General features: G+C 60.9%; 20 protein-coding genes and 2 pseudogenes. 18 read left to right on the top strand and 4 right to left on the bottom strand.

All coding sequences use genetic code 11. From position 1 onward, the window contains the following. Positions 1-28: 28 nt before the first annotated feature. Both AC630_RS12290 and AC630_RS12285 read right to left on the bottom strand, forming a co-directional pair. A complete protein-coding gene (locus tag AC630_RS12290) occupies positions 29-538 on the bottom strand; it encodes a MarR family winged helix-turn-helix transcriptional regulator (RefSeq protein ID WP_083636212.1) in 510 nt (169 codons plus the stop codon). Between the two features lie 214 nt (positions 539-752). Beyond that, positions 753-1,970: an ABC transporter substrate-binding protein gene (locus tag AC630_RS12285; protein ID WP_074118794.1), complete on the bottom strand. Its 1,218-nt coding sequence runs from the start codon at positions 1,968-1,970 to the stop codon at positions 753-755. A 284-nt stretch (positions 1,971-2,254) separates the two neighbouring features. Here AC630_RS12285 and AC630_RS12280 point away from each other — a divergent pair, with 284 nt between their 5' ends. The 9 genes from AC630_RS12280 (at position 2,255) to AC630_RS12240 (ending at position 11,531) form a co-directional block, all read left to right on the top strand. Next, complete coding sequence (locus AC630_RS12280; protein WP_074118793.1) at positions 2,255-3,214, top strand: LysR family transcriptional regulator; 960 nt, start codon at positions 2,255-2,257, stop codon at positions 3,212-3,214. A gap of 338 nt (positions 3,215-3,552) precedes the next feature. Continuing rightward, complete coding sequence (locus AC630_RS12275) at positions 3,553-4,299, top strand: SDR family NAD(P)-dependent oxidoreductase (protein ID WP_245330349.1); 747 nt, start codon at positions 3,553-3,555, stop codon at positions 4,297-4,299. A 36-nt stretch (positions 4,300-4,335) separates the two neighbouring features. Beyond that, positions 4,336-5,097, top strand: coding sequence for an SDR family NAD(P)-dependent oxidoreductase (locus AC630_RS12270; protein WP_074118791.1), 762 nt, complete (start codon positions 4,336-4,338; stop codon positions 5,095-5,097). A gap of 30 nt (positions 5,098-5,127) precedes the next feature. Next, complete coding sequence (locus AC630_RS12265; protein WP_074118790.1) at positions 5,128-5,925, top strand: ABC transporter ATP-binding protein; 798 nt, start codon at positions 5,128-5,130, stop codon at positions 5,923-5,925. Then, positions 5,922-6,632, top strand: coding sequence for an ABC transporter ATP-binding protein (locus AC630_RS12260; protein ID WP_074118789.1), 711 nt, complete (start codon positions 5,922-5,924; stop codon positions 6,630-6,632). The genes AC630_RS12265 and AC630_RS12260 overlap by 4 nt, the downstream gene beginning before the upstream one ends. Positions 6,633-6,639: 7 nt before the next feature. After that, positions 6,640-7,518, top strand: coding sequence for a branched-chain amino acid ABC transporter permease (locus tag AC630_RS12255; protein WP_074118788.1), 879 nt, complete (start codon positions 6,640-6,642; stop codon positions 7,516-7,518). A 2-nt stretch (positions 7,519-7,520) separates the two neighbouring features. After that, positions 7,521-8,519: a branched-chain amino acid ABC transporter permease gene (locus tag AC630_RS12250; protein ID WP_074118787.1), complete on the top strand. Its 999-nt coding sequence runs from the start codon at positions 7,521-7,523 to the stop codon at positions 8,517-8,519. Between the two features lie 243 nt (positions 8,520-8,762). Next, complete coding sequence (locus AC630_RS12245) at positions 8,763-10,739, top strand: flavin-containing monooxygenase (RefSeq protein WP_074118786.1); 1,977 nt, start codon at positions 8,763-8,765, stop codon at positions 10,737-10,739. A 42-nt stretch (positions 10,740-10,781) separates the two neighbouring features. Then, positions 10,782-11,531 (top strand): alpha/beta fold hydrolase, encoded by a 750-nt coding sequence (locus AC630_RS12240; RefSeq protein ID WP_167561182.1) that lies wholly within the window; start codon positions 10,782-10,784, stop codon positions 11,529-11,531. A gap of 166 nt (positions 11,532-11,697) precedes the next feature. Here the strand turns inward: AC630_RS12240 and AC630_RS12235 are convergent, their stop codons facing one another. After that, positions 11,698-12,468, bottom strand: a complete 771-nt coding sequence (locus tag AC630_RS12235) for an IclR family transcriptional regulator domain-containing protein (RefSeq protein WP_074118784.1) — start codon at positions 12,466-12,468, stop codon at positions 11,698-11,700. A 97-nt stretch (positions 12,469-12,565) separates the two neighbouring features. On the opposite strand from AC630_RS12235, the gene AC630_RS12230 reads away from it, so the two are divergent. The 7 genes and pseudogenes from AC630_RS12230 (at position 12,566) to AC630_RS12205 (ending at position 18,035) form a co-directional block, all read left to right on the top strand. After that, entirely contained in the window at positions 12,566-13,042 is a 477-nt protein-coding gene (locus AC630_RS12230) for a MaoC family dehydratase (RefSeq protein ID WP_074118867.1), read from the top strand. 27 nt (positions 13,043-13,069) lie between these two features. Further along, positions 13,070-13,522 (top strand): MaoC family dehydratase, encoded by a 453-nt coding sequence (locus tag AC630_RS12225; RefSeq protein WP_074118783.1) that lies wholly within the window; start codon positions 13,070-13,072, stop codon positions 13,520-13,522. 3 nt (positions 13,523-13,525) lie between these two features. Beyond that, a complete protein-coding gene (locus tag AC630_RS12220) occupies positions 13,526-14,770 on the top strand; it encodes an FAD-dependent monooxygenase (RefSeq protein WP_283808410.1) in 1,245 nt (414 codons plus the stop codon). 39 nt (positions 14,771-14,809) lie between these two features. Beyond that, positions 14,810-15,793, top strand: coding sequence for a Bug family tripartite tricarboxylate transporter substrate binding protein (locus AC630_RS12215; RefSeq protein ID WP_074118782.1), 984 nt, complete (start codon positions 14,810-14,812; stop codon positions 15,791-15,793). A gap of 65 nt (positions 15,794-15,858) precedes the next feature. After that, positions 15,859-16,825: pseudogene (locus AC630_RS12210) on the top strand (Bug family tripartite tricarboxylate transporter substrate binding protein). A gap of 27 nt (positions 16,826-16,852) precedes the next feature. After that, positions 16,853-16,984: pseudogene (locus AC630_RS48280) on the top strand (CoA transferase); the annotation flags it as partial. Then, the gene (locus AC630_RS12205; protein WP_083636228.1) at positions 16,944-18,035 is read left to right on the top strand and encodes a CaiB/BaiF CoA transferase family protein; all 1,092 of its coding nucleotides are present in this window, start codon (positions 16,944-16,946) and stop codon (positions 18,033-18,035) included. The pseudogene AC630_RS48280 and the gene AC630_RS12205, both read left to right, overlap by 41 nt. Positions 18,036-18,169: 134 nt before the next feature. Here the strand turns inward: AC630_RS12205 and AC630_RS12200 are convergent, their stop codons facing one another. Continuing rightward, positions 18,170-18,367, bottom strand: coding sequence for a hypothetical protein (locus AC630_RS12200; RefSeq protein WP_349538476.1), 198 nt, complete (start codon positions 18,365-18,367; stop codon positions 18,170-18,172). A gap of 217 nt (positions 18,368-18,584) precedes the next feature. Here AC630_RS12200 and AC630_RS12195 point away from each other — a divergent pair, with 217 nt between their 5' ends. Both AC630_RS12195 and AC630_RS12190 read left to right on the top strand, forming a co-directional pair. Continuing rightward, positions 18,585-18,923: a hypothetical protein gene (locus AC630_RS12195; RefSeq protein ID WP_074118781.1), complete on the top strand. Its 339-nt coding sequence runs from the start codon at positions 18,585-18,587 to the stop codon at positions 18,921-18,923. After that, positions 18,920-19,279 carry a hypothetical protein gene (locus tag AC630_RS12190; protein WP_143197989.1) on the top strand — a complete coding sequence of 120 codons (360 nt, stop codon included), beginning with the start codon at positions 18,920-18,922 and terminating at the stop codon, positions 19,277-19,279. The genes AC630_RS12195 and AC630_RS12190 overlap by 4 nt, the downstream gene beginning before the upstream one ends. Positions 19,280-19,349 lie beyond the last annotated feature (70 nt).

The following is a 19,349-nucleotide window of genomic DNA, read 5'->3' as shown; positions in this document are numbered from 1 at the left end:
ATTTCCTCCTGCAGTCTTGTAGAGCTTTTCAAGCCTTCCGTGACGCCTTGAGCGCACGTCCGATTTTGGCCAGAGCGTCCGCACAGGCCTCGACCTCTGCCGCGGAAAGCGTCGCCGTAATGTTGCGGAAAAAATCCAATGAACGTGCATGCAGATCAAGCCACGCTGCAACGCCGCCTCTTGTCAGGCGAACAATCTTGACGCGACGATCGGCCTCGTTTTCGACCCGCTTGACAAGGCCGATGCCTTCCAATCGCTTGAGCACGGCATCGAGATTTTGACGGCTGACCGCCAAATAGCCGCAAAGATCCGAAAACGACATGCCGCGATCGACATCGCGATATAGCGCGCCGAGAAGGACGCCCTGCACCGCAGTCACGTCAAGTTCGCGCGGAGTGCTTGACTGGTAGAGGTTTGCTGTCTGAAACAGGCGAAAGATCAAGCGGTTGTTTAGTTCATCGCGCGGCGTCATGGCAACGACACGCGCCTGCTTCGGCACAGTCTTGTCAATCGCCGCCTTTTTTGCGCGCCGCTGCATATTTCCACCCTCAGAATGTCAAGATATTGATAAAATGGCGCGACTGTCCATAACTTTGTTTGAACCTACGCGCCGCCAAAGCCCTCGGACTATCGATACCAGAATATTGTTGGGTTGGCAGTTGAGGCTCTCATGCCCACCCCCCAAAGCAAAACGGCGCGCACCGTTTCGGGTGCGCGCCGCTCTTGTCAGCGAATCCGGATGGATCGGCGGATTAGAGGAGATCTCCGAACAGCTTCCACTGTTTGCCGTCGAAGCGCATCATCTGCATGTTTCTAATGACCGCATAGTCGTCCTTGGTGGTGTTGATCTTGGAGCCGGGCAGCAGCATCGGCGGGACGAAATCCTTGAGGTTGGCCGCCTGCCGCATCACGTTCTCGCGGCTGAGATCATCGCCACACTGCTTCAGAATCTGCACCAGGGTGTGGGCCGCAGCATAACCATACACTGTATGAATGGCAGTCTTATCTCCGCTGGGGAAGTGCTTGTCCATGAAGGCTTCCCACTCTTTGCGGTCCGCCGCATTGTCCCAGGTCGGGTCGGTGGGATCCTTGAGGTAACCCGCACTCAAGATGCCGGTCGACGCTTCGAGACCGGCGGGCTCGAGCACGGCGCCAACCGAATTGGCGACGCTGTTCAGGATGTGGACCGGCTTCCAGCCCATCTCGCCGATCTTGCGGATGGCCTGTGCCGCAGCCTTTGTGGTGGAGACGTTGACGAAGACGTCAGCCCCGGCGCTCTTGATTTTTACGACCTGAGAATCGACGGTCGGATCGCTCGTTTCATACGGCACCGCGGCGACGATCATCTTGTCAGCGTCTTTGCCGAGCCCGCTGCGCAGACCGTTGAGGACTTCCCGGCCATAGTCATCGTTCTGGTACAGAACGCCAACCTTTGCGCCGGCATGGTTCGCCAGAATATAGCGTCCGTATATTTGTCCTTCGTTCTCGAGAGTCGGGTTCCAGCCCATCGTCCACGGGAAGCGCTTGGGATCGGTGAACTTCGCCGCTCCACTCGCTGTGAGGAGTTGGGGTACCTTCTTTTGATTGAGGTATTTGTGAACGGCGCTGCTGGGCGGAGTGCCGAGCGTCTGGAAGACCAGCAGCACGTCGTCGCTTTCCACCAGCTTTCGGACCTGCTCGACCGTCTTTGGCGGGCTGTAGGCGTCATCGTACGAGAGAAACTTTATCTTTCGTCCGTTGATGCCGCCCTCGGCGTTGATCTTGTCGAAGTAGGCCTGCTCCGTCTTGGCGATGATGCTGTAGGCAGATGCGGGCCCGCTATACGGCATGGCGTTGCCGATCCGGATCTCCGTGGCTGTGACGCCCGGCATGTCGGCGGCCCGGGTTCCGGTCGCAGCCGTGGTCGCCAGGGCCGTGCCGAAAACGAGAGCTAGAATTGCATTGTCAACGAAGTGACGGACGAAGTTCATTATAGGGCGTGCTCCATTCAAGCGAAGTCGTTGACTTTCTACTTGTTTAATTTTTTATGCTGACGGCATGGTCGCCGCGAGGCGGGATGCTTGGGCCAGTCCGCCATATAGCCGGCTGGCGTGTAGACAGACTGAGGTGAGCTCCATCGAAGTCGATGCCGCTCCCTCCCATCGCAATTCACACTAGGCTTGTGCCGTTATTGGTGGCAAGAACGGCGAAATTGATGGGCGGTATCAAATCCGATGATATCCAATGGTTGGATCGATGCCGTCGGGGCTGTTGAATGGACCTGAAGCAACTCTCCTATTTCATGCTGATCTACGAGGAAGGAAGCTTCAGCAAGGCGGCTTCCAGGGCCGGCGTGGTGCAGCCGGCGTTGAGTTCCCAGATCAGGAAGCTGGAGGCGGAGTTCAGCGTTACCCTATTTACGAGAACGTCCAGAGGCGTCGAGCCGACGCCGGCAGGAAACCTTCTCTACGATCTCGCTCTGTCCATCACGAAGGAGATCGCGGATACTCGGCAGAAACTCGCCGCTCTCGTGCAGTCTGACCAAGTCAGCGGAATCGTGAAGGTCGGGCTGCCGCCGTCTCTTTCGCGTGGAATTTTCGGCAAGGTGATGCCCCGGTTCGTGGCGGATTACCCGAACGTCGAAATAAAAATGGTCGAGGGATTCAGCGGCACTCTGACGGAATGGGTGCAGGGCGGCAAGGTAGACTTCGCCATCGGAGCGATGCCGGTCGAGGCCGCGGGCCTCCGTCAGCGTAAGCTGCATCGGGAAGAGGTGGTTCTCATCTGCGGACGACCGATTGCCGGCCCCCAGTTCACGCCCTGCTATCTCGATCGCATCCCGAACCTGAAGTTGATCATGCCTTCGCGAGGCCACAGCTTCGGTGAGGAGGTCCTGCAGCTGATCGCGGACGGCAAGGTCATAGTAAAATCTACCGTCGAGATCGACGGGACGTCGGGCAGCCTCGAACTGGCACGGTCGACGGATTGGGCTTGTCTGTGCCCATTTGTCGCGGTTCACGGCGATGTCGAGACCAACAACATATTCGTCTATCCGATCGTGGAGCCCGCGCTCGCCTGGAATTTATTCCTGCTCTACGATCACAAGAGACCTCTGACGCCGGCGGCTTCGCGCTTCGTCGAGGTCGTCGAGCAGGAGCTTCACCATATTAGGCGGATCTGGGCGGAGCTGAACGTCAAGTATGGTGTTCAGAAGGCTCTGAAAGCCGCTACCTAAGGCATTTTCCGGACCCGAAGGTCAACTTAGCGAAAAGCGGACACCGCTTCTCTGCAGAGGCCGGCATTGATTCCGTCGAAGCCGGCAAAGCTCCGGGAACGTCGTTTCGGACGACCGCATCACGATGCGGGCTCCCTGATAGTGCGGAAACTGATACCCGCCATCAAAGCGACATGCCTTCTGGTCTCCGGCTCAACTACTCTAACGACACCACGGCGCAGCAGCCTCGCGGCCGTGAGGCTTCGTGCCGCCTTCCGGCAAGCGGAAATGTGTGCGCGAGGAGAAGTAAGAGAATGCGAGCGGAAGCCTTATTCAGTCTCCAGGGGCAATCGGCGATCGTGACCGGCGCCGCCAATGGCCTCGGGCTCGCGATGACGGAGGTTCTTTCCGCGAACGGCGCCAACGTCACGATGCTCGACATCGATCCGCGGGTGATCGACGAAGCCGCTCGTCTCGATCCTTCGCGTGAGACAGTGCGAGCGTTCATCTGTGATGTTTGCGACCCGGACGGTCTCCGACGCGGGATCGAGGGGGCGTTTGAGGCGAATGGCAGGCTCGATATCGTCTGCGCAAACGCAGGAAAGGGGTCAGGCTCTGGACCGCTCACGGAAGCTGGCGCGCTGGCGAACGTGACGGGCGAGAGCTGGTCCGGAATCCTGGACTTGAACCTGACGGCGACCTTTCACACCCTCAAATACTCGGTCCCGCTCATGCGGCGTCGCAAGTATGGCCGTATCATCGTCACCTCGTCATTCGCCGGTTTGCGTGGCGAGGCGCTGGTCGGGTACGCGTATTCCGCCACCAAGGCTGCCGTCGCCAACATGGTGAGGCACGCCGCCATCGAGCTATCCCTCGACAACATTCTCATTAACGCGATCGCTCCGGGGCCGTTTCGGACCAACATCGGCGGCGGCCGAATGCACGAGTCGTCGACCGAATTGGCGTTTGCTGGCCGCACGCGCCTGAAGCGCATCGCCGAGCCTGACGAGGTCAAGGGGCTGACACTGCTCCTGGCGTCTCCGGCATCGAGTTACATCACCGGCACCGTCATCCCGATCGATGGCGGCGGTTACGCCTGCGGCTAGTGCGAGCGGCGCGGGTTCAGCGAAGAGGTAGCGGTAATGGGAGTGCTAGACGGCAAGACGGCCGTGGTCACAGGTGCGGGCCAGGGAATTGGCTCTGTCTTCGCGCGGCGATTGGCCGCGGAGGGCGCATCAGTTGTCCTGTGTGATCTGGTGGCGTGTGCGACGACGTTGGAGGCGATCCGGCGCAGCGGAGGTCGTGCAGTCGATGTGGCGGCCGACGTGACGGACCAGAGGTCGGTGGCCGGATTGATGGAAGCGGCCGTCAGCGCGTTCGGCCGGCTCGATATCCTGATCAACAACGCCGCGATCGCGAGTGCGGTCGAAATGAAGCCGATACATGAAATCTCCTCGGAAGAATGGACGAGAGTCATGGAGGTCAACGTCCGCGGCGTCTTCGAGTGCATCAAGGCCGCGGTGCCCCGCATGAGGGCGAATGGCTACGGAAAGATCGTCAACATGGGATCGGGGACATTCCTCAAGGGGACACCGATGCTTCCGCACTATGTCGCTTCGAAGGGCGCCGTGGTCGGTATGACCCGCTCGTTCGCCCGCGAACTTGGCGAACACGGCATCCGTGTGAACTGTATCTCCCCGGGCCTGGTCATGACCGATGCGATGCGCGGTCATGCCGTCATGGGCAGCGCAGAGTTTGCGCAAGGCAATATCAAGAGCCGTGCGATTGGGCGGGAACAGGTTCCCGAAGACCTGGCCGGAGCCATGATTTTCCTGTCATCGCCGCAGAGCGACTTCATCACAGGCCAGACGCTGGTCGTCGATGGCGGATCCTTCATGCATTGAGCTGAACGAGCCTCCGTTCGGGAAGACCATATGAATCATTCCAACTCGCCAATCGAAGCGCGGCCGATCCTTTCGGTCCGAGGCGTCACGGTCCAATTCGGTGGCATCAAGGCGCTGAACGGCGTCACCTTCGATATGCAACGTGGTCAGGTCCTCGGGCTGATTGGCCCGAATGGCGCGGGCAAGACGACGCTGTTCAATTGCCTCAGCAGGCTCTACCAGCCGAGCGACGGCGACATCCTGCTTGAAGGCGAGAGCATCCTGGCGCGAAAGCCCGCGGGAATTGCGAAGATGGGAATCGGCCGCACGTTTCAGAACGTCGCGCTGTTCCCGACGCTTTCGGTGCGGGACAACATCCGCATCGGCGGCCATTGCAGATCAAGGGGCGACTTGGTGAGCGATGCCTTGCGGCTGCCGTGGGTCCTCCGCGAGGAGCGTGAACTCGATCGCAAGATCGACGAGATCGTCGACGATCTCGATTTGGGCGGGGTCGCGGACCGGGAAGTGGCGGGATTGCCGTTCGGCACGCAGAAGCGCGTCGAACTGGGGCGCGCTCTGGCGGCGAAGCCGAAGGTCCTGCTTTTGGACGAGCCGGCCGGCGGTCTCAATCACGAGGAGGTCTACGTTCTCGGCGATCTGATTTGTCGCATTCGCGACGCGTACAACCTGACGGTTCTTCTCGTTGAACATCACATGGGGCTGGTGATGAAGATCGCCGACCACGTGGTTGCGCTCAATTTCGGCAGCAAGCTGGCCGAGGGTACGCCGGCTGCCGTTCGATCCGATCCGGCCGTGATCAAGGCCTACCTGGGCAGCGAGGCCGCATGACACTTCTAGCTGTCGACGGACTGCGCGCCTACTACGGTCAGGTGCAGGCTCTGCAGGGAATTTCCTTCGCGCTCGAGGAGGGAACTGTGACAGCCTTGCTCGGCGCCAACGGCGCCGGCAAGACGACCACGCTGCGCGCGATCTGCAACATGGTGCGCTCGACCGGGCGCATCGAGTTCGACGGGAAGCCGCTCGCCGGGATCTCGACTGAAAGCGTGGTGCGGCTCGGGATCGCGCACGTTCCGCAGGGGCGCGGCACGTTCTCCGCCATGACTGTCGAGGAGAATCTTCAGCTTGGAGCCATATCGCGCAAGGACACGAAGTCGATTGGGCGCGATATCGAGCGGATGTACGAGCATTTTCCGGTCTTGAAGCGGCGTCACACCCAGCAGGCAGGGACGTTGTCCGGGGGTGAGCAGCAAATGCTCGCCGTCGCCCGGGCATTGATGTTGCGGCCACGTCTGATGTTGCTCGACGAGCCGTCGTTTGGCCTTGCGCCGCTGATCGTGCGCGACCTCTTCGCGATTCTCAGGAAGGTCAATCTGGAAGAAAAGGTTGCGATTCTTGTCGTCGAGCAGAACGCGCAACTCGCACTCGAGATCGCGCAAAAGGCCTATGTGATTGAAACGGGCAGCATTGTCATGTCGGGCAGCGCGAAGGAAATCGCGACGAACGAAGACATTCGCAAATCCTATCTCGGATACTGAGGACGCCATGGAGCTTTTGACGAACCAGATCCTGGCCGGTCTTGCCACGGGCGCGATCTACGCCTGCATGGCGCTCGCCGTCGTCATGATCTATCAGGCGATCAATCACCTGAATTTCGCCCAGGGCGAGATGGCGATGTTCTCGACCTTCATCGCCTGGCAGCTGATGCAATGGGGGTTGGGCTTCTGGGGCGCTTTCGCGCTGACCCTCGTTATCTCGTTCATCGGAGGTGTCGCTCTCGAACGGCTGCTGTTCAACCCGCTGACCAACGCGCCCGTGCTGGTCCACGTGGCAGGGTTCATCGCGCTCTTTGCGATTCTCAACAGCGTTGCAGGGCTGACCTGGGATTTCACCATCAAGCAGTTCCCGTCGCCTTTCGGTTCGACAGGCTTTCTGGGCAGTCAGCTGATATCGAAGCACCAGGCCGGCATCATCGGCGTGGCGTTCGCGATGCTGTCGCTGCTTTACGGCTTCTTTCGCTTCACCAGGATTGGCCTTGCACTGCGGGCGGCAGCTTCGCAACCTGAATCGGCGCGCCTGGTTGGCATCGATACCCGTTGGATGGTCGCTCTCGGATGGGGCATGGCGAGCGCGATCGGAGCCATTGCCGGTGTTCTGATTGCGCCGGTGGTGTTTCTGGAGCCAAACATGATGGGCGGCGTCCTGCTGTACAGCTTCGCTGCGGCGGTGCTCGGAGGCCTCTCCAGCCCATTCGGATCGGTCCTTGGTGGATTTATCGTCGGTGTCTTCGAGAATCTCGTCAGCACCTACGTGCCGGGCGTCGGTACCGAGCTCAAACTGCCGATCGCGCTGGCGTTGATCGTGACAGTCCTTGTCATAAGGCCGTCCGGGTTGCTCGGACGCGTGGTCGTCAAGCGGGTGTAAGCATGAGCGCGATTGAAGAGACTCTCGGCCAGACTGTGGCCGCCGTCGAAGTCCGGAAGTCGTCGATGCCGACGGTTGCGAGGCTGGTTTTGCTGCTCGGTCTCCTCGTCATTCCGCTGGGCGTGAGTGATTTCGTCGTGTTCCAGGTGACGACGGTTCTGATCTATGCCATCGCCATTCTGGCCTTGAATCTGCTGACCGGGGCGAGCGGGCAGTTCTCGCTCGGGCAGAGTGCGTTCTATGCGGTCGGAGCCTACACGGCGGCGATCATGATGGAGGTGTACGGCGTCAACTATGCGCTGACGCTCCCGGCAGCCGGCGTAATCTGCTTTCTCTTCGGATTCTTGTTTGGTCTTCCCGCACTGAGGCTGTCCGGAGTGTATCTCGCTCTTGCGACGTTTGCCCTGGCGGTCGCGATGCCTCAGATCCCGAAGCTCGCGGTGCTGGAGCCCTGGACGGGTGGCGTGCACGGGCTTGTCGTCAACAAGCCGGAGGCGCCGTTCGACCTGCCGTTGTCCCAGGACGCGTGGCTCTATTATTTTACCCTGTCCGTGGCCGTGGTCATCTACTGGCTTTGCGCGAACCTGCTGCGCAGTCGTACTGGACGGGCGATGCTGGCCGTGCGCGACAATGAGATTGCGGCGTCGGCGCTCGGGGTCGACTTGTCGCTCTACAAGACACTGGCATTCGGCACGAGCGCCGCGTTCACGGGGGTGGCTGGAGCGCTTGGAGCGATTGTCGTGCAGTTCGTCGCTCCGGACAGCTTCACCTTCCAGTTGTCGATTGCGATCTTCGTCGGAATGATCGTCGGCGGCGTGGGATGGCTTCCCGGTTCGCTGGTCGGCGCAGTCTTCATCGTTTTCGTGCCGAATTTGGCCGAGGGGATTTCGAAGGGTCTCTCAGGCGCGGTGTTCGGCGTCATCCTGTTTGCCGTCATCTTTGCCTTGCCGCATGGGGCGCGACAGATCGCGGATTGGATCGCAAAGCGATTGCCGCGATGACGACGCGTTGACCGATTTCGAGAGCGTCCCACGGCGGCGTGCCGGCATGAATCTCCGCCAAAGACAGCGTCGCGCGGGATCGGCAGGCGCCCGCGCGATGCGCGGTGTCGTACCCCGACATTCGTGCCTTCCAGATATCAGCGTTACCGATGCCGCCCATCATCGCGACAGTTCTTCATTCGAGCGACGTCAACTCCTAGGTTGACTTTTACAACGCAAGCAACACCAACCAAGAGCAAGTAAATGACCAATTCGTTCGCGAAAGCGGTCGCCGATGAGGCGATCTTACGGAGCTCCCTCGAGGAAGCCGATATCGTGGTTTCCGCGTTGGTGTTGGCGCATCTCGGTGGCGACCTGAGCATTTTGGATGAGGTGAAGCCGTTCATCCATGGCGCCTGGAACTATCAGGAGAAAATACCGGACGAGCTCAAGAAGAACATTCGCGAGCGTCTCGTGGCGACGCTGATCGAGTCGGCGAAGTCGAACCGCCCACTGGTGCGCGGATTGTCTGATGCTGCGCTCAAGAAGATCATGTGTGTCGGCGCGGGACAGGAAATTCCCGACGAGTATCTGCCGCTCATGGCTGAGGAGCTGCGTCTGAACGACGAGGATCACCGAGCGTTGCAGTGGCGTCGGGATCCGCGGGAGCTGCCTCGTGAGGACTTCAAGGTTGTTGTTATCGGGGCTGGTCTTTCGGGGATTTGCGCCGGCATGCGCCTGAAGGAGGCCGGAATCCCGTTCGATATCTTGGAAAAGAACGACGAGCTTGGGGGTACCTGGTATGAGAATTCGTACCCTGGCTGCGGGGTCGATACCGCCAACCATATCTATTCGTTCTCGTTTCATCCGAAGCCGGATTGGACGCGGCATTTCTCCAAGCAGAAGGAGATCCTGAACTACATCAAGGATGTGGCGGATCGGTTCGACTTGCGCGGGCAAATCCGATTCGGCGTCGAGGTCGAGAAATTCGAATGGGACGATGACGCGTCGCTCTGGTCTGTGACTGTGCGCGGCAAGGACGGATCGAGGAAGACCATGCGCTGCAACGCCGTGATCACGGCCGTCGGGCTGCTGAACCGTCCGGCGATCCCGGCGATTCCGGGGTTGAGCGAGTTCAAGGGCGAGTGCTTGCACACCGCACAATGGGATCACAATGTCGATCTGCGCGGCAAACGTGTCGTTATGATCGGCACGGGCGCCAGCGGGATGCAGGTCGGGCCGGAGATCGCCCCCGAGGTTGCGAGCCTGACGATCTTCCAGAGGTCGCCGCACTGGGCCGCGAAGAACCCGCTTTATCATTCGGCGGTTTCCGAGGGGCAGGTCTGGGCCCTGAAGAACATTCCGCTGTTCAACGAGTGGCAGCGCTTCTTGCTGTTCTGGGCGTCTTCCGACGTGTTCCATTCGACGCTTCAGATGGACGATAAATGGACCAGGCCCGAGCAGTCTCTCAATCAGGCCAATCACGAAATGCGCGAGATGCTGATCGCGCATATTCGCGAGGAGCTCGGTGGTGATGAGGAACTGATCGCGAAATGCGTCCCGAGCTATCCGCCATACGGAAAGCGGATGCTGCGCGACAATTACTGGTATCGCATGCTTCGTCGCGAGAACGTCAAACTCGTCACGGATCGGATTGACCGCGTCACCGCCGACGCCGTTGTGTCCAAGGACGGCCAGGTCCACGCAGCGGACGTCATTCTCCTCGCGACGGGATTTCAGGCAGGCAAGGTGCTCTGGCCGATGTCCATCCGCGGAAGCGGCGGCGTCGAGCTCGAGAAGGAGTGGGGCGAGGACGATCCGCGAGCCTATCTGGGCATGACGATGCCGAAATTCCCCAACCTCTTCCTGACCATGGGGCCGAACACGGGCCTCGCGCACGGAGGAAGCATGATCTTTCACATCGAGTGCCAGATCAAATACATCCTGCAGGCCTTGCGCGAGATGATCGAAAGCGGGCACTCAGCCCTGGAGGTCCGTCGCGAGGTGCACGATTTGTACAACGTGCTCGTCGACGAGAAATGCAGGAATATGGTGTGGTCGCATTCCGGCGTGACCAGCTGGTACAAGAACAAGAACAATCGCGTGACGACGACGTCGCCTTGGCGCCTTGTTGACTACTGGGACCTCACGCAAGCGTTCGATCCGTCCGAATACCGCATCTTCTCGCCGCGCCCGGCGGCGAGTGAGGCGCGGACGGCACACGATGAGTCTGTGGCGTAAGAGGAGGGAAGGGGAAGTCTGATGAAACATGTCGAGACCTATATGGACGTCGCGGGGATTCCGCTGCGGCTGGTGAGAGGCGGCCAGGGAAGTCGCGTTCTGTTCCTTCATGGTGCCGCCGGCCTGCAGGGATGGGTGCCGTTCTTCGAGGCGCTCAGCGCGTCGCACGAAGTCGTGGCGACGGAGCATCCCGGCTTCGGTCTTTCGCATGCCCAGACGTGGGCCGACACGATGGCGAAGTTGGCGGATTTTTACGTTTCGGTCCTCAAGAATTCCGAACTCGGAAAAGTGCATCTCATCGGCAGCTCGCTCGGCGGGTGGCTCGCAAGCGAGATTGCGATCCGCGATCAATCGCTACTTCGCAGTCTCGTGCTGCTCGCCCCCGCGGGCATGAATTCGCCCGAAATCCCTGTACCGGACTTCTCAAGCTGGTCCTATCCGGAATTGATGAGGCAGGTGTTCGCCGACCCCAAGATCGCCGAACAGGTTCTTTCGCAACCGCTCTCGGCGGCGCAGCAGGAGCTGCGGGCGAACAATGGCATCGCCGTCGCGCGTCTCGGGCGCGCGGGCTTGCATAACCCTGCGCTCGCCCAATCGCTGTCGACGGTGAAGATCGCCACGACGATCATTTGGGGAGATACGGATCGCGTAACTCCAACGGAATATGCGCCTTTGTGGAAGCATGCGATGCCGCATGCGCGCTTGCATATCATTCCGCAGTGCGGCCATCTCCCCCAGGTGGAACGACTGCCGAACGTCTTGGAGGCGATTGGACCACAGCTCGCAGACTAGCGCCGCGCTATCCGTTCCTGCGCGAGCCTCTGGATAGCTAATTTCGCAAAGTCGAGTAGGGGCGGGCAATCAAATGGCCCGCCCCTAACGTGTTTCGAGAGGACGAGTTCCAACACAATCGCCCCGTAGCGGACATGATGTACTGCAATCGCCAGGCGCCCTTGAATTACGGCAGCGAGACCGATTGCGTCCGAATGTCCTGGGCGGTCTTCTGAAGCCGCACGAGATACCGTTTCTTTGCAGCGGCCTCGTTCAGCGTGCCTGAAATCAAATTGATGCTGATCGCCGCGACGACGCTGCCGCCCTGGTCGCGAATTGGAACAGCGATGCCGCAAATCGCTGGGTCGAGTTCGCCATCGACCCAGGAGTAGCCCCGCTCATGCGTCAACTGCAGTTCCCGAGCGAGTCGCTTGGTGTCGATGATCGTGCGTGGCGTAACCGATTTGAGCGGCGTGGTCGCGAGGTATTGTTCTCGCTGGTCCGACGGGAGATTGGCCAGAAGCACGCGCCCTAGCGAGACGAGGTGCGCGGGAAGCCGGCTGCCAATGCCGAGATTGGCGGAGAGGATTCTCCGCGCGGGAAGTCTCAGCGCATAGACGATGTCGGTTTCATCGAGCACGGCGAGCGCGCAGGATTCGCCGATGTCATTGCGGAGATCTTCGAGCGCCCGCTGGGCATAGCCCCAAAATGGCAGCGCGTTGAGATAGGACAATCCAAGACCCAGCGCGCGAGGCCGCAAGCGGAAGTAGCGGCCGTCGGCTTCGCAATACTTCAACTTGACCAGGGTTGCGAGCATGCGCCGCGCGGTTGCGCGATTGAGGCCCGCGTGGTCAGCGGCCTCCGACAGCGTGTGCCGCCCCGGCGAACGGCCGAGCGCTTCGATCAAGGCGAAACCTCGCTCAATCGCGCGTACGTATCCATCACTCTCTTTCGGCATTCGTCGACAGCCCCTTGCGGAGTCGGAAGGTTCCGCGCATAGTGTTTCATAAATCGACTGATTAGTTCGCCAGGCGAACAGTATGGGAGAAGCCGCGATGACGCAAGCGTCCGCATTCGAGACCGACTTCTGGAAAGACGCCAATTTGCGAAAGGTGTGGGACGAGATCGTGCCCGGCGAACCGCGCAAGACGATCCCCTACAAGCTGACGCTGGAAGCCATTCAGCTCTACTGCCGCTCTGTCGGTGAGGATCACCCGCTCTACTTCGACGAGGCATACGCCAAGACGACTTCGTACGGCGGGCTGATCGCGCCGCCGTCGATCCACATTCTGCTGATGTTTGCCTGCACCCCGACCGACGACTGGATGCGAACGCCGGGCACCATCAATGCCGGCCAGTCTTGGAGCTACAACAAACCGGCGCGGCCCGGCGACACCATCACCTTGCAGGCCCGCGCACTGGACAAGTTCATCAAGCGCGAGCGCCTCTTCGTCGTCCACGACAACGTCTTCTTCAATCAGCATGGCGACGTCATCTGCTCCGGCCGCGGCCAGACCATCCGTCCCGCGTAATCGCAGCAAGAGACAGGGAAACACAGCATGAGCACCAGCTTCGAAGAACTCGCCGTCGGCGATACGATCAACGGTCCGAAATTCGACGTCTCGCGGGAATCGATCCGTCTATTTTGCGACGGATCGCTCGACTACAACCCGCTGCATCTCGACGACGACTATATGAAGAACAGTTTCGGCAAGACCAATTTCGGTGGCATCATCATGCATGGCATGAACAATTTCGGGCTGATCACCCGGATGCTGACCGATTGGGCCTATCCCGCCGGCGCTATTCAGCGCCGCCTGGAGACGCGCTGGCTCAAGCCGGTCAAGCCGGGCGACACAATTACGCCCGTGGGCGTGGTGAAGTCCAAGCAGTCGACGCAGAAATCACGTTGGGTGCTGATCGATGTATTGGTCCGCAATCAAAGGGACGAACACGTCGCTGCCGGTGAAGCCATGGTCGAATTCCCCTTATCCGGTTCAACCGTGGCCTGACCGGTGAGTAAAACGAGGATTGCGATCGCAGGCGCGGGTGTCGGCGGTTTGACCGCCGCGCTCAGCCTGCATGCGGCGGGCTTTGATGACGTGGTGTTGCTGGAGGCGGCACGTGAAATTCGCGACGTCGGCGTCGGCATTAATCTTCCGCCGCACGCGGTTCGCGAACTGAGCGAATTGGGGCTCGAGGAAGAGCTCGCGCGATCAGGATTGCCGACCAAGGAATTGGCCTATTACGATCCTGCCGGCCAATTGATTTGGGCCGAACCTCGCGGTCACGATGCCGGATACCGCTGGCCGCAATACTCCATCCATCGCGGTCAGCTGCAACGCATTCTTGTAGAGGCCGTACGCAAACGCCTGGGCCTGTCAGCCATCAAGACCGGACAGCGCGTGCTCCGCGTGGATCAAGAAAGCGCCGGGCAAGTGCACGTCGGAGCGATCGACCAGTCCTCGGGTCAATCGGTATCCCATTTCGCCGAAGTGCTCGTAGCGGCCGATGGTATCCGTTCGGCGATCAGGGACGGCCTACGCGGCGGCGTGACGCCGATCGCATCGAACGGCTGGGTCATGTATCGCGGCACCACACGTGCCGAACCGTTTCTCACCGGGGCGACGATGATCATCCTGGGGGACGAGAGACAGCGGATTGTGGTCTATCCGATCGCGCCCGGCCTGCTCAACTGGCTGCTGGTGCGCCCGCGAGGAGATACCGCTGCCGCCGAGTTGGGCAATTGGAACGTATCCGTTTCACCCGAGGTCGTGGCGTCGTACGTCGATCAGTATCGTTTCGACTGGCTGGACATTCATCGCCTCGTCGGTGCGGCGTCCGAAGCGTATGAATATCCGATGGCTGACATCGACCCGCTGCCGCGTTGGGTGTTTCGGCGCTGCGCGCTGCTCGGCGATGCCGCGCACGCGATGTATCCTTTCGGATCCAATGGCGCTTCGCAGGCCATTCTCGATGCGCGTGTGTTTGCTTACGAGCTTGCGAGTGGTCGCACGATTGACGAAGCCCTGAACGGCTATGAGACGCGCCGCCGCCCGGTTGCGAGCGGCGTACAATTGGCGAACCGTCGTCAGGCCGGCGACGTCATGGCCAAAGTGAGCGCCATGGCCCGGCGTGGTGCCCATGGCGATGCCGCAAGCGAACTGCAGGACGCCGAGCGCAGCTACCGGCAACTCGCCGGCTTCGACGTCGACGAGTTGAACAATCGCAAATCCTGGAGCGTGCGGGTGCGCTCGTAACCGGGACGGATCGAAACGAAAGATATGGGAGGTGTGCGGATGAGATTGCTTGGTGCCTGGTCGCGTCGGGGGATACTTGCTGCGGCGTTACTTGCGGGACAATGCCTGATTGCGACCGCGCAGGAAGCCTATCCGACCCGATCGATCCGGCTGCTCGTAGGATTCGCGGCAGGCGGTGCCACCGACGTTACCTTCCGCAAACTTGGCGAACTTGCATCCAAGCAACTCGGCCAGCCGATCATCATCGAGAACAAGCCCGGCGCAGGCGCTACGCTCGCGCCCTCCACCATGGCAAAGACCGAAAAGCCGGACGGCTACACGATCGCGGTCGCGACAGCAGGATTGCTGCGCTATCCGTACATGCAGAAGGTCGATTGGGATCCGATCAAGGACTTCACCTGGATTGCCGGTCTCGGCGGCTACAGCTTTGCGCTCGCGGTCAACGCGGACTCGCCGCTGAAAAACATTGGCGACCTCATCGCCTACGCCAAGGAAAACCCGGGCAAGCTGACGATCGCGACCGCCGGCGCCGGCACCACCATGCATCTGCTGGCGGAGGCGCTGGCCGGAATGGCAGAAATCGAGATCACGCATGTCGGCTACCGCGGCAGCAGCGAGGCCGGTACCGCCGTGCTCGGTGGTCACACCATGGCCACGGTGGATGCGGTCGGCACCATCCTGCCCAATATCGAGTCAGGCAGGATGCGCGTTCTGCTGTCCTTCGACGCGCAGCCGACGGACTGGCTGCGGGGCGTGCCGACGGCGAAAAGCCTGGGTTACGACCTCGTCTATCCCGCGCCTTACGGACTTGTCGGGCCCAAGGACATGCCCGCGCCGATCGTCGACAAGCTGTATCAGGCCTTTAAGGCCGCGGCCGAAAGCGACGAGTATCACAAGCTGCTCGAGACGTTGAAGCAGACGGAATGGCATCGTGCGCCACGCGAGTACGAGCAATGGGCAAAAGAATTCTATGTTTCGGAGCGTTCGCTTGTCGATCGCGCCAAGCTCTTGCGACAGCCATAAGAGAGGCAAGCGCGCGGTTCGACCGCTGATCGGAGAAGTACATGACCTGGATTGCAAAGATGAAGATGTTCCGCCTCGCTATCGGTCTGGCGTTGCTGTCGCTTACGGTCTCGCTGGCTCCCGCATCTGCCCAGCAATTTCCGCCAAGCCAGATCAAGATTGTGGTTCCCTTCCCGGCGGGGGGCACGACGGACATCCTCGCGCGCTTCATCGCTCAATATCTCGGCGAGAAGCTCGGGGTCTCGACCATCGTGGAAAACCGCGCTGGTGCGTCGGGCACCATCGGGTCCGAGATGGTGGCAAAATCCCCGGCGGACGGCAGCGTGCTGCTGATCACCGCAACCCATCACGTCATCAATCCAAGCCTATTCCGCAAACTGCCATACGACACCGAAACCGCGTTCTCGCCGGTGGCGGTGGTCGCGAGCGCGCCGAACGCGCTTGTGGTTTCCAAGGATTTTCCGGCGAAGAACGTCGCCGAACTGATCGCCATGGCCAAGAAAGATCCTGGCAAGCTGTCGTTCGGCTCCTCGGGCATCGGCGGCGCCAATCATCTGTCCGGCGAACTGTTCAAGCAAATGGCGGGCGTCGATATCGTTCACATTCCCTACAAGGGCGCTGCGCCGGCAATGAACGATCTGCTCGGCGGCCATATCCCGATCATGTTCGACACGCTGCCGACCGTGCTTCCGGCCGCTTCGGCCGGCAATATTCGCGTGCTCGCCGTCACCAGCATGACGCGTGCTGCGTCGCTTCCCGACGTTCCGACGCTCGACGAGGCCGGCGTCAAGGGTTTTGAGGCGACGGCGTGGTTTGGCTTGTACATGCCGGCGGCGAATGGCAATGCGGCCTATACCCGCCTGGTGGAAGTGATGAAGGAAATCCTGGCCACGCCGGCGATCGCCGAGAAATTTGCAACTCAAGGCGTCGCCCCCCGGCAAATTGTCGGGTGCTGATTTCACGCGCTTTGTGGATGCCGAAATCAAGAAATGGTCTGCCGTAGTGAAGACCGCCAACGTGCCCCTGGAATAGGCGCACGCAGACACAGACGAAAACATCATGACCGACAAGGAAGCCTTCAGTGGAATTCGCGTCCTGGATCTTAGCCAGGGCATCGCGGGACCTCACAGCGCGATGCTGCTGGCGCAGCATGGCGCCGACGTCATCAAGGTGGAGCCGATCGCAGGAGATTGGGGGGCGTACCCTCGGCCGCCCCTATGGTCAGAACACCGCGCACTCGATCGCCTTCAACCGGGGCAAGCGGTCGATCGCCCTCGACCTGACCAAACCGCGCGGGCTCGAAGTCGCGCGCATGCTGATGAAACAGAGCGACGTCGTCATCGAGGCGTTCCGGCCCGGCGTGATGGCGAAATACGGTCTGGCCTATGAGGACGCGAAGGCCGCCAATCCCGGCATCATCTATTTGTCGATCAATGGATTTGGCAGCCGGGGCCCCAATGCGATGCTGCCGGTGACAGACGCGGTGATTCAGGCCTTTTCGGGCTTGATGACGGTCGCCCGGTCAAGCGATGGTGTGCCCAACCGTCTCACCATGATCCCGGTCGACGTTGTCACCGGTCTCTATGCGTTCCAGTCGGTCGCGACCGCGTTGGTACGCAAATTTCGGTTTGGAACGGGCAGCCATATCGAAGCCAGCCTGATGCAGGCGGCCGCGGCATTCCAGGCGGCAAAGATCATGGAATATCATCTGGAAGGCGGCGAGCCGCAGCCGCTCTATTCTCCTGTAGCGACGATGCGCACCAGCGACGGTTATCTCAACGTCACGGCGATGCGGGAGCAGCACTTCGTTGCCCTGTGCGAAGTCATTGGACGGCCCGAGGTTGCGGCCGATCCAGTCTATCAAGGCCGCGAACTGCGGATAAAAAACGAAGCGTCCTTGCTCGCGATCCTGCGTACGGAGTTCGCCAAACAGCCGACCGCCCATTGGGCGGAAAAATTGACGGCGGCCGGCGTGATGAACGCGCCGGTACAGACTTACGGCGATTTTCTCGATCATCCGCAAACCAAGGCTCTCAGCGCGGTGGAATATGTCGAACATCCCGGCGTCGGCACGATCGCGGTCGCGCAGATACCGGGTACGCCCCCAGTTGCGAGCCAACCGGTCAGCCGCAGCCGGTCGCCTTTGATCGGCGAACACACTGCTGAAATACTCGACGAAATCGGTTTCGATGAGGCTGAAATCCGCGCAATGCGGGCGGACGAGTCGATCGCGGTGCAATGAGGACGTCGTGACGGACGACAGACAGATCCGAATCGAGTGCCCTATGAGCCGGCATAGTTCGCGGCGCAAGGTTGGAAAGTCTGTCCGATAGGGCAGCGAGCCCACAGCTTTCGCAAGGAGCCGGCTCAAGGATTTTAGTTCGAGGTAGCGACGAAAATGGTGCGGACAGTTTCAGCTTCCTGCTGGCTGACGACGAGCTTCTTACCCCTTGCGCCGTAACCGAGCGGGACTGTCGTCCCGGTCCATTTGCCTTTCTTTCGGGCGCCAGCGACTTTGTCCCTGACACTCTCCGATGCCAGCTCCTGCTCCAATTGAGCGAAGGACAGCAGCACGTTCAGGAGCAAGCGGCCCGTGGAAGTGGACCGTGCGACAGTTCGCTTTCATCCAACTCTGTTCGTCCTCCGCCAAGACGTCCGAGCGGCTGAATCGTACACGCACACCAGGTGCGGCTCACGACCGTCGGTTGGCCGCCCGATCCGTCGACTGACGGTCGCAGGCCGTTCGTCATGGGAATCCATCTGCCACAGGTCTAAAGGGGATCCGGTGCAAATGAAGATAGCGATCGTGGTGCTCGGCGTTGCCGTCGCCGGATGCAATCAGACCACGAGTTCGACCGCCGACCGATCGCCCGTGGGCCAGCAGCTGACGGCCGGCCGGACCTCGGCCAAGCAGGCTGCAGCTCGCTGCGCCGAAACCGCCCAACGGGCCGCCGACGCCCAGACCAACGCCGCCATGGTTGGTGGTGCGCTTTCCATGGTCGGCGGTTTCGGTGGGATGGGCGGGCGCGGTGGCGAAGTGGCGGCCCAGGCGGCGTCGATGGGCGGCTCCGTCATTCAGTCGCAAGCCAATGACAATGCGACCGCTGCGCTGGAGCGCGACTGTCGATGATGGCGCAACGTTCGAAGCAAGCAATCTGCGCCCTGGCCGGGCTTCTGTTCGCGTGGGCGACCGTGGCCGCGGCCGCGCAGACCCTCACGGCACGTGATGCAGGTTCGGTTGTCGGCTTGCTCGAAGCGCTGAAGCCGGACCTCGGGCGTCTTGCCTACGACGAGGAGGTCGCCGACGCATGGTTCGAGCAGGACGGCGACCATCGTGGCCTGATCGCCAAGGCCGGATTCACAAAGGCGACGTGGAAGGCGGCCCTTGACGCGACCATGAAAGGCTTCTTTGCCTCGCTCCCCGAACCCGAAATCGAGGCGAGGTTCGGCAAGCTCCGTAAGCGGGCAAACGACGATCGCAGCTGAACGCAGACCAGAAGCGCGCGCTCCTGGACCTCATCGAGGAGCAGGCCGCGCAGTTGCGCACCTGGCGGGA

This window comes from Bradyrhizobium sp. AS23.2, assembly GCF_001908185.1.
Taxonomy (GTDB): Bacteria; Pseudomonadota; Alphaproteobacteria; order Rhizobiales; family Xanthobacteraceae; genus Bradyrhizobium.
The sequence above is the reverse complement of the archived record's forward strand: the minus strand, read 5'-3'. Positions and strand labels throughout refer to the sequence as shown.

Coding starts and splice junctions, on each gene's coding strand:
- AC630_RS12290 (WP_083636212.1), bottom strand. CDS start 538: ATGCAGCGGCGCGCAAAAAAGGCGGCGATTGACAAGACTGTGCCGAAG.
- AC630_RS12285 (WP_074118794.1), bottom strand. CDS start 1,970: ATGAACTTCGTCCGTCACTTCGTTGACAATGCAATTCTAGCTCTCGTT.
- AC630_RS12280 (WP_074118793.1), top strand. CDS start 2,255: ATGGACCTGAAGCAACTCTCCTATTTCATGCTGATCTACGAGGAAGGA.
- AC630_RS12270 (WP_074118791.1), top strand. CDS start 4,336: ATGGGAGTGCTAGACGGCAAGACGGCCGTGGTCACAGGTGCGGGCCAG.
- AC630_RS12265 (WP_074118790.1), top strand. CDS start 5,128: ATGAATCATTCCAACTCGCCAATCGAAGCGCGGCCGATCCTTTCGGTC.
- AC630_RS12260 (WP_074118789.1), top strand. CDS start 5,922: ATGACACTTCTAGCTGTCGACGGACTGCGCGCCTACTACGGTCAGGTG.
- AC630_RS12255 (WP_074118788.1), top strand. CDS start 6,640: ATGGAGCTTTTGACGAACCAGATCCTGGCCGGTCTTGCCACGGGCGCG.
- AC630_RS12250 (WP_074118787.1), top strand. CDS start 7,521: ATGAGCGCGATTGAAGAGACTCTCGGCCAGACTGTGGCCGCCGTCGAA.
- AC630_RS12245 (WP_074118786.1), top strand. CDS start 8,763: ATGACCAATTCGTTCGCGAAAGCGGTCGCCGATGAGGCGATCTTACGG.
- AC630_RS12240 (WP_167561182.1), top strand. CDS start 10,782: ATGGACGTCGCGGGGATTCCGCTGCGGCTGGTGAGAGGCGGCCAGGGA.
- AC630_RS12235 (WP_074118784.1), bottom strand. CDS start 12,468: ATGCCGAAAGAGAGTGATGGATACGTACGCGCGATTGAGCGAGGTTTC.
- AC630_RS12230 (WP_074118867.1), top strand. CDS start 12,566: ATGACGCAAGCGTCCGCATTCGAGACCGACTTCTGGAAAGACGCCAAT.
- AC630_RS12225 (WP_074118783.1), top strand. CDS start 13,070: ATGAGCACCAGCTTCGAAGAACTCGCCGTCGGCGATACGATCAACGGT.
- AC630_RS12215 (WP_074118782.1), top strand. CDS start 14,810: ATGAGATTGCTTGGTGCCTGGTCGCGTCGGGGGATACTTGCTGCGGCG.
- AC630_RS12205 (WP_083636228.1), top strand. CDS start 16,944: ATGGCGCCGACGTCATCAAGGTGGAGCCGATCGCAGGAGATTGGGGGG.
- AC630_RS12195 (WP_074118781.1), top strand. CDS start 18,585: ATGAAGATAGCGATCGTGGTGCTCGGCGTTGCCGTCGCCGGATGCAAT.
- AC630_RS12190 (WP_143197989.1), top strand. CDS start 18,920: ATGATGGCGCAACGTTCGAAGCAAGCAATCTGCGCCCTGGCCGGGCTT.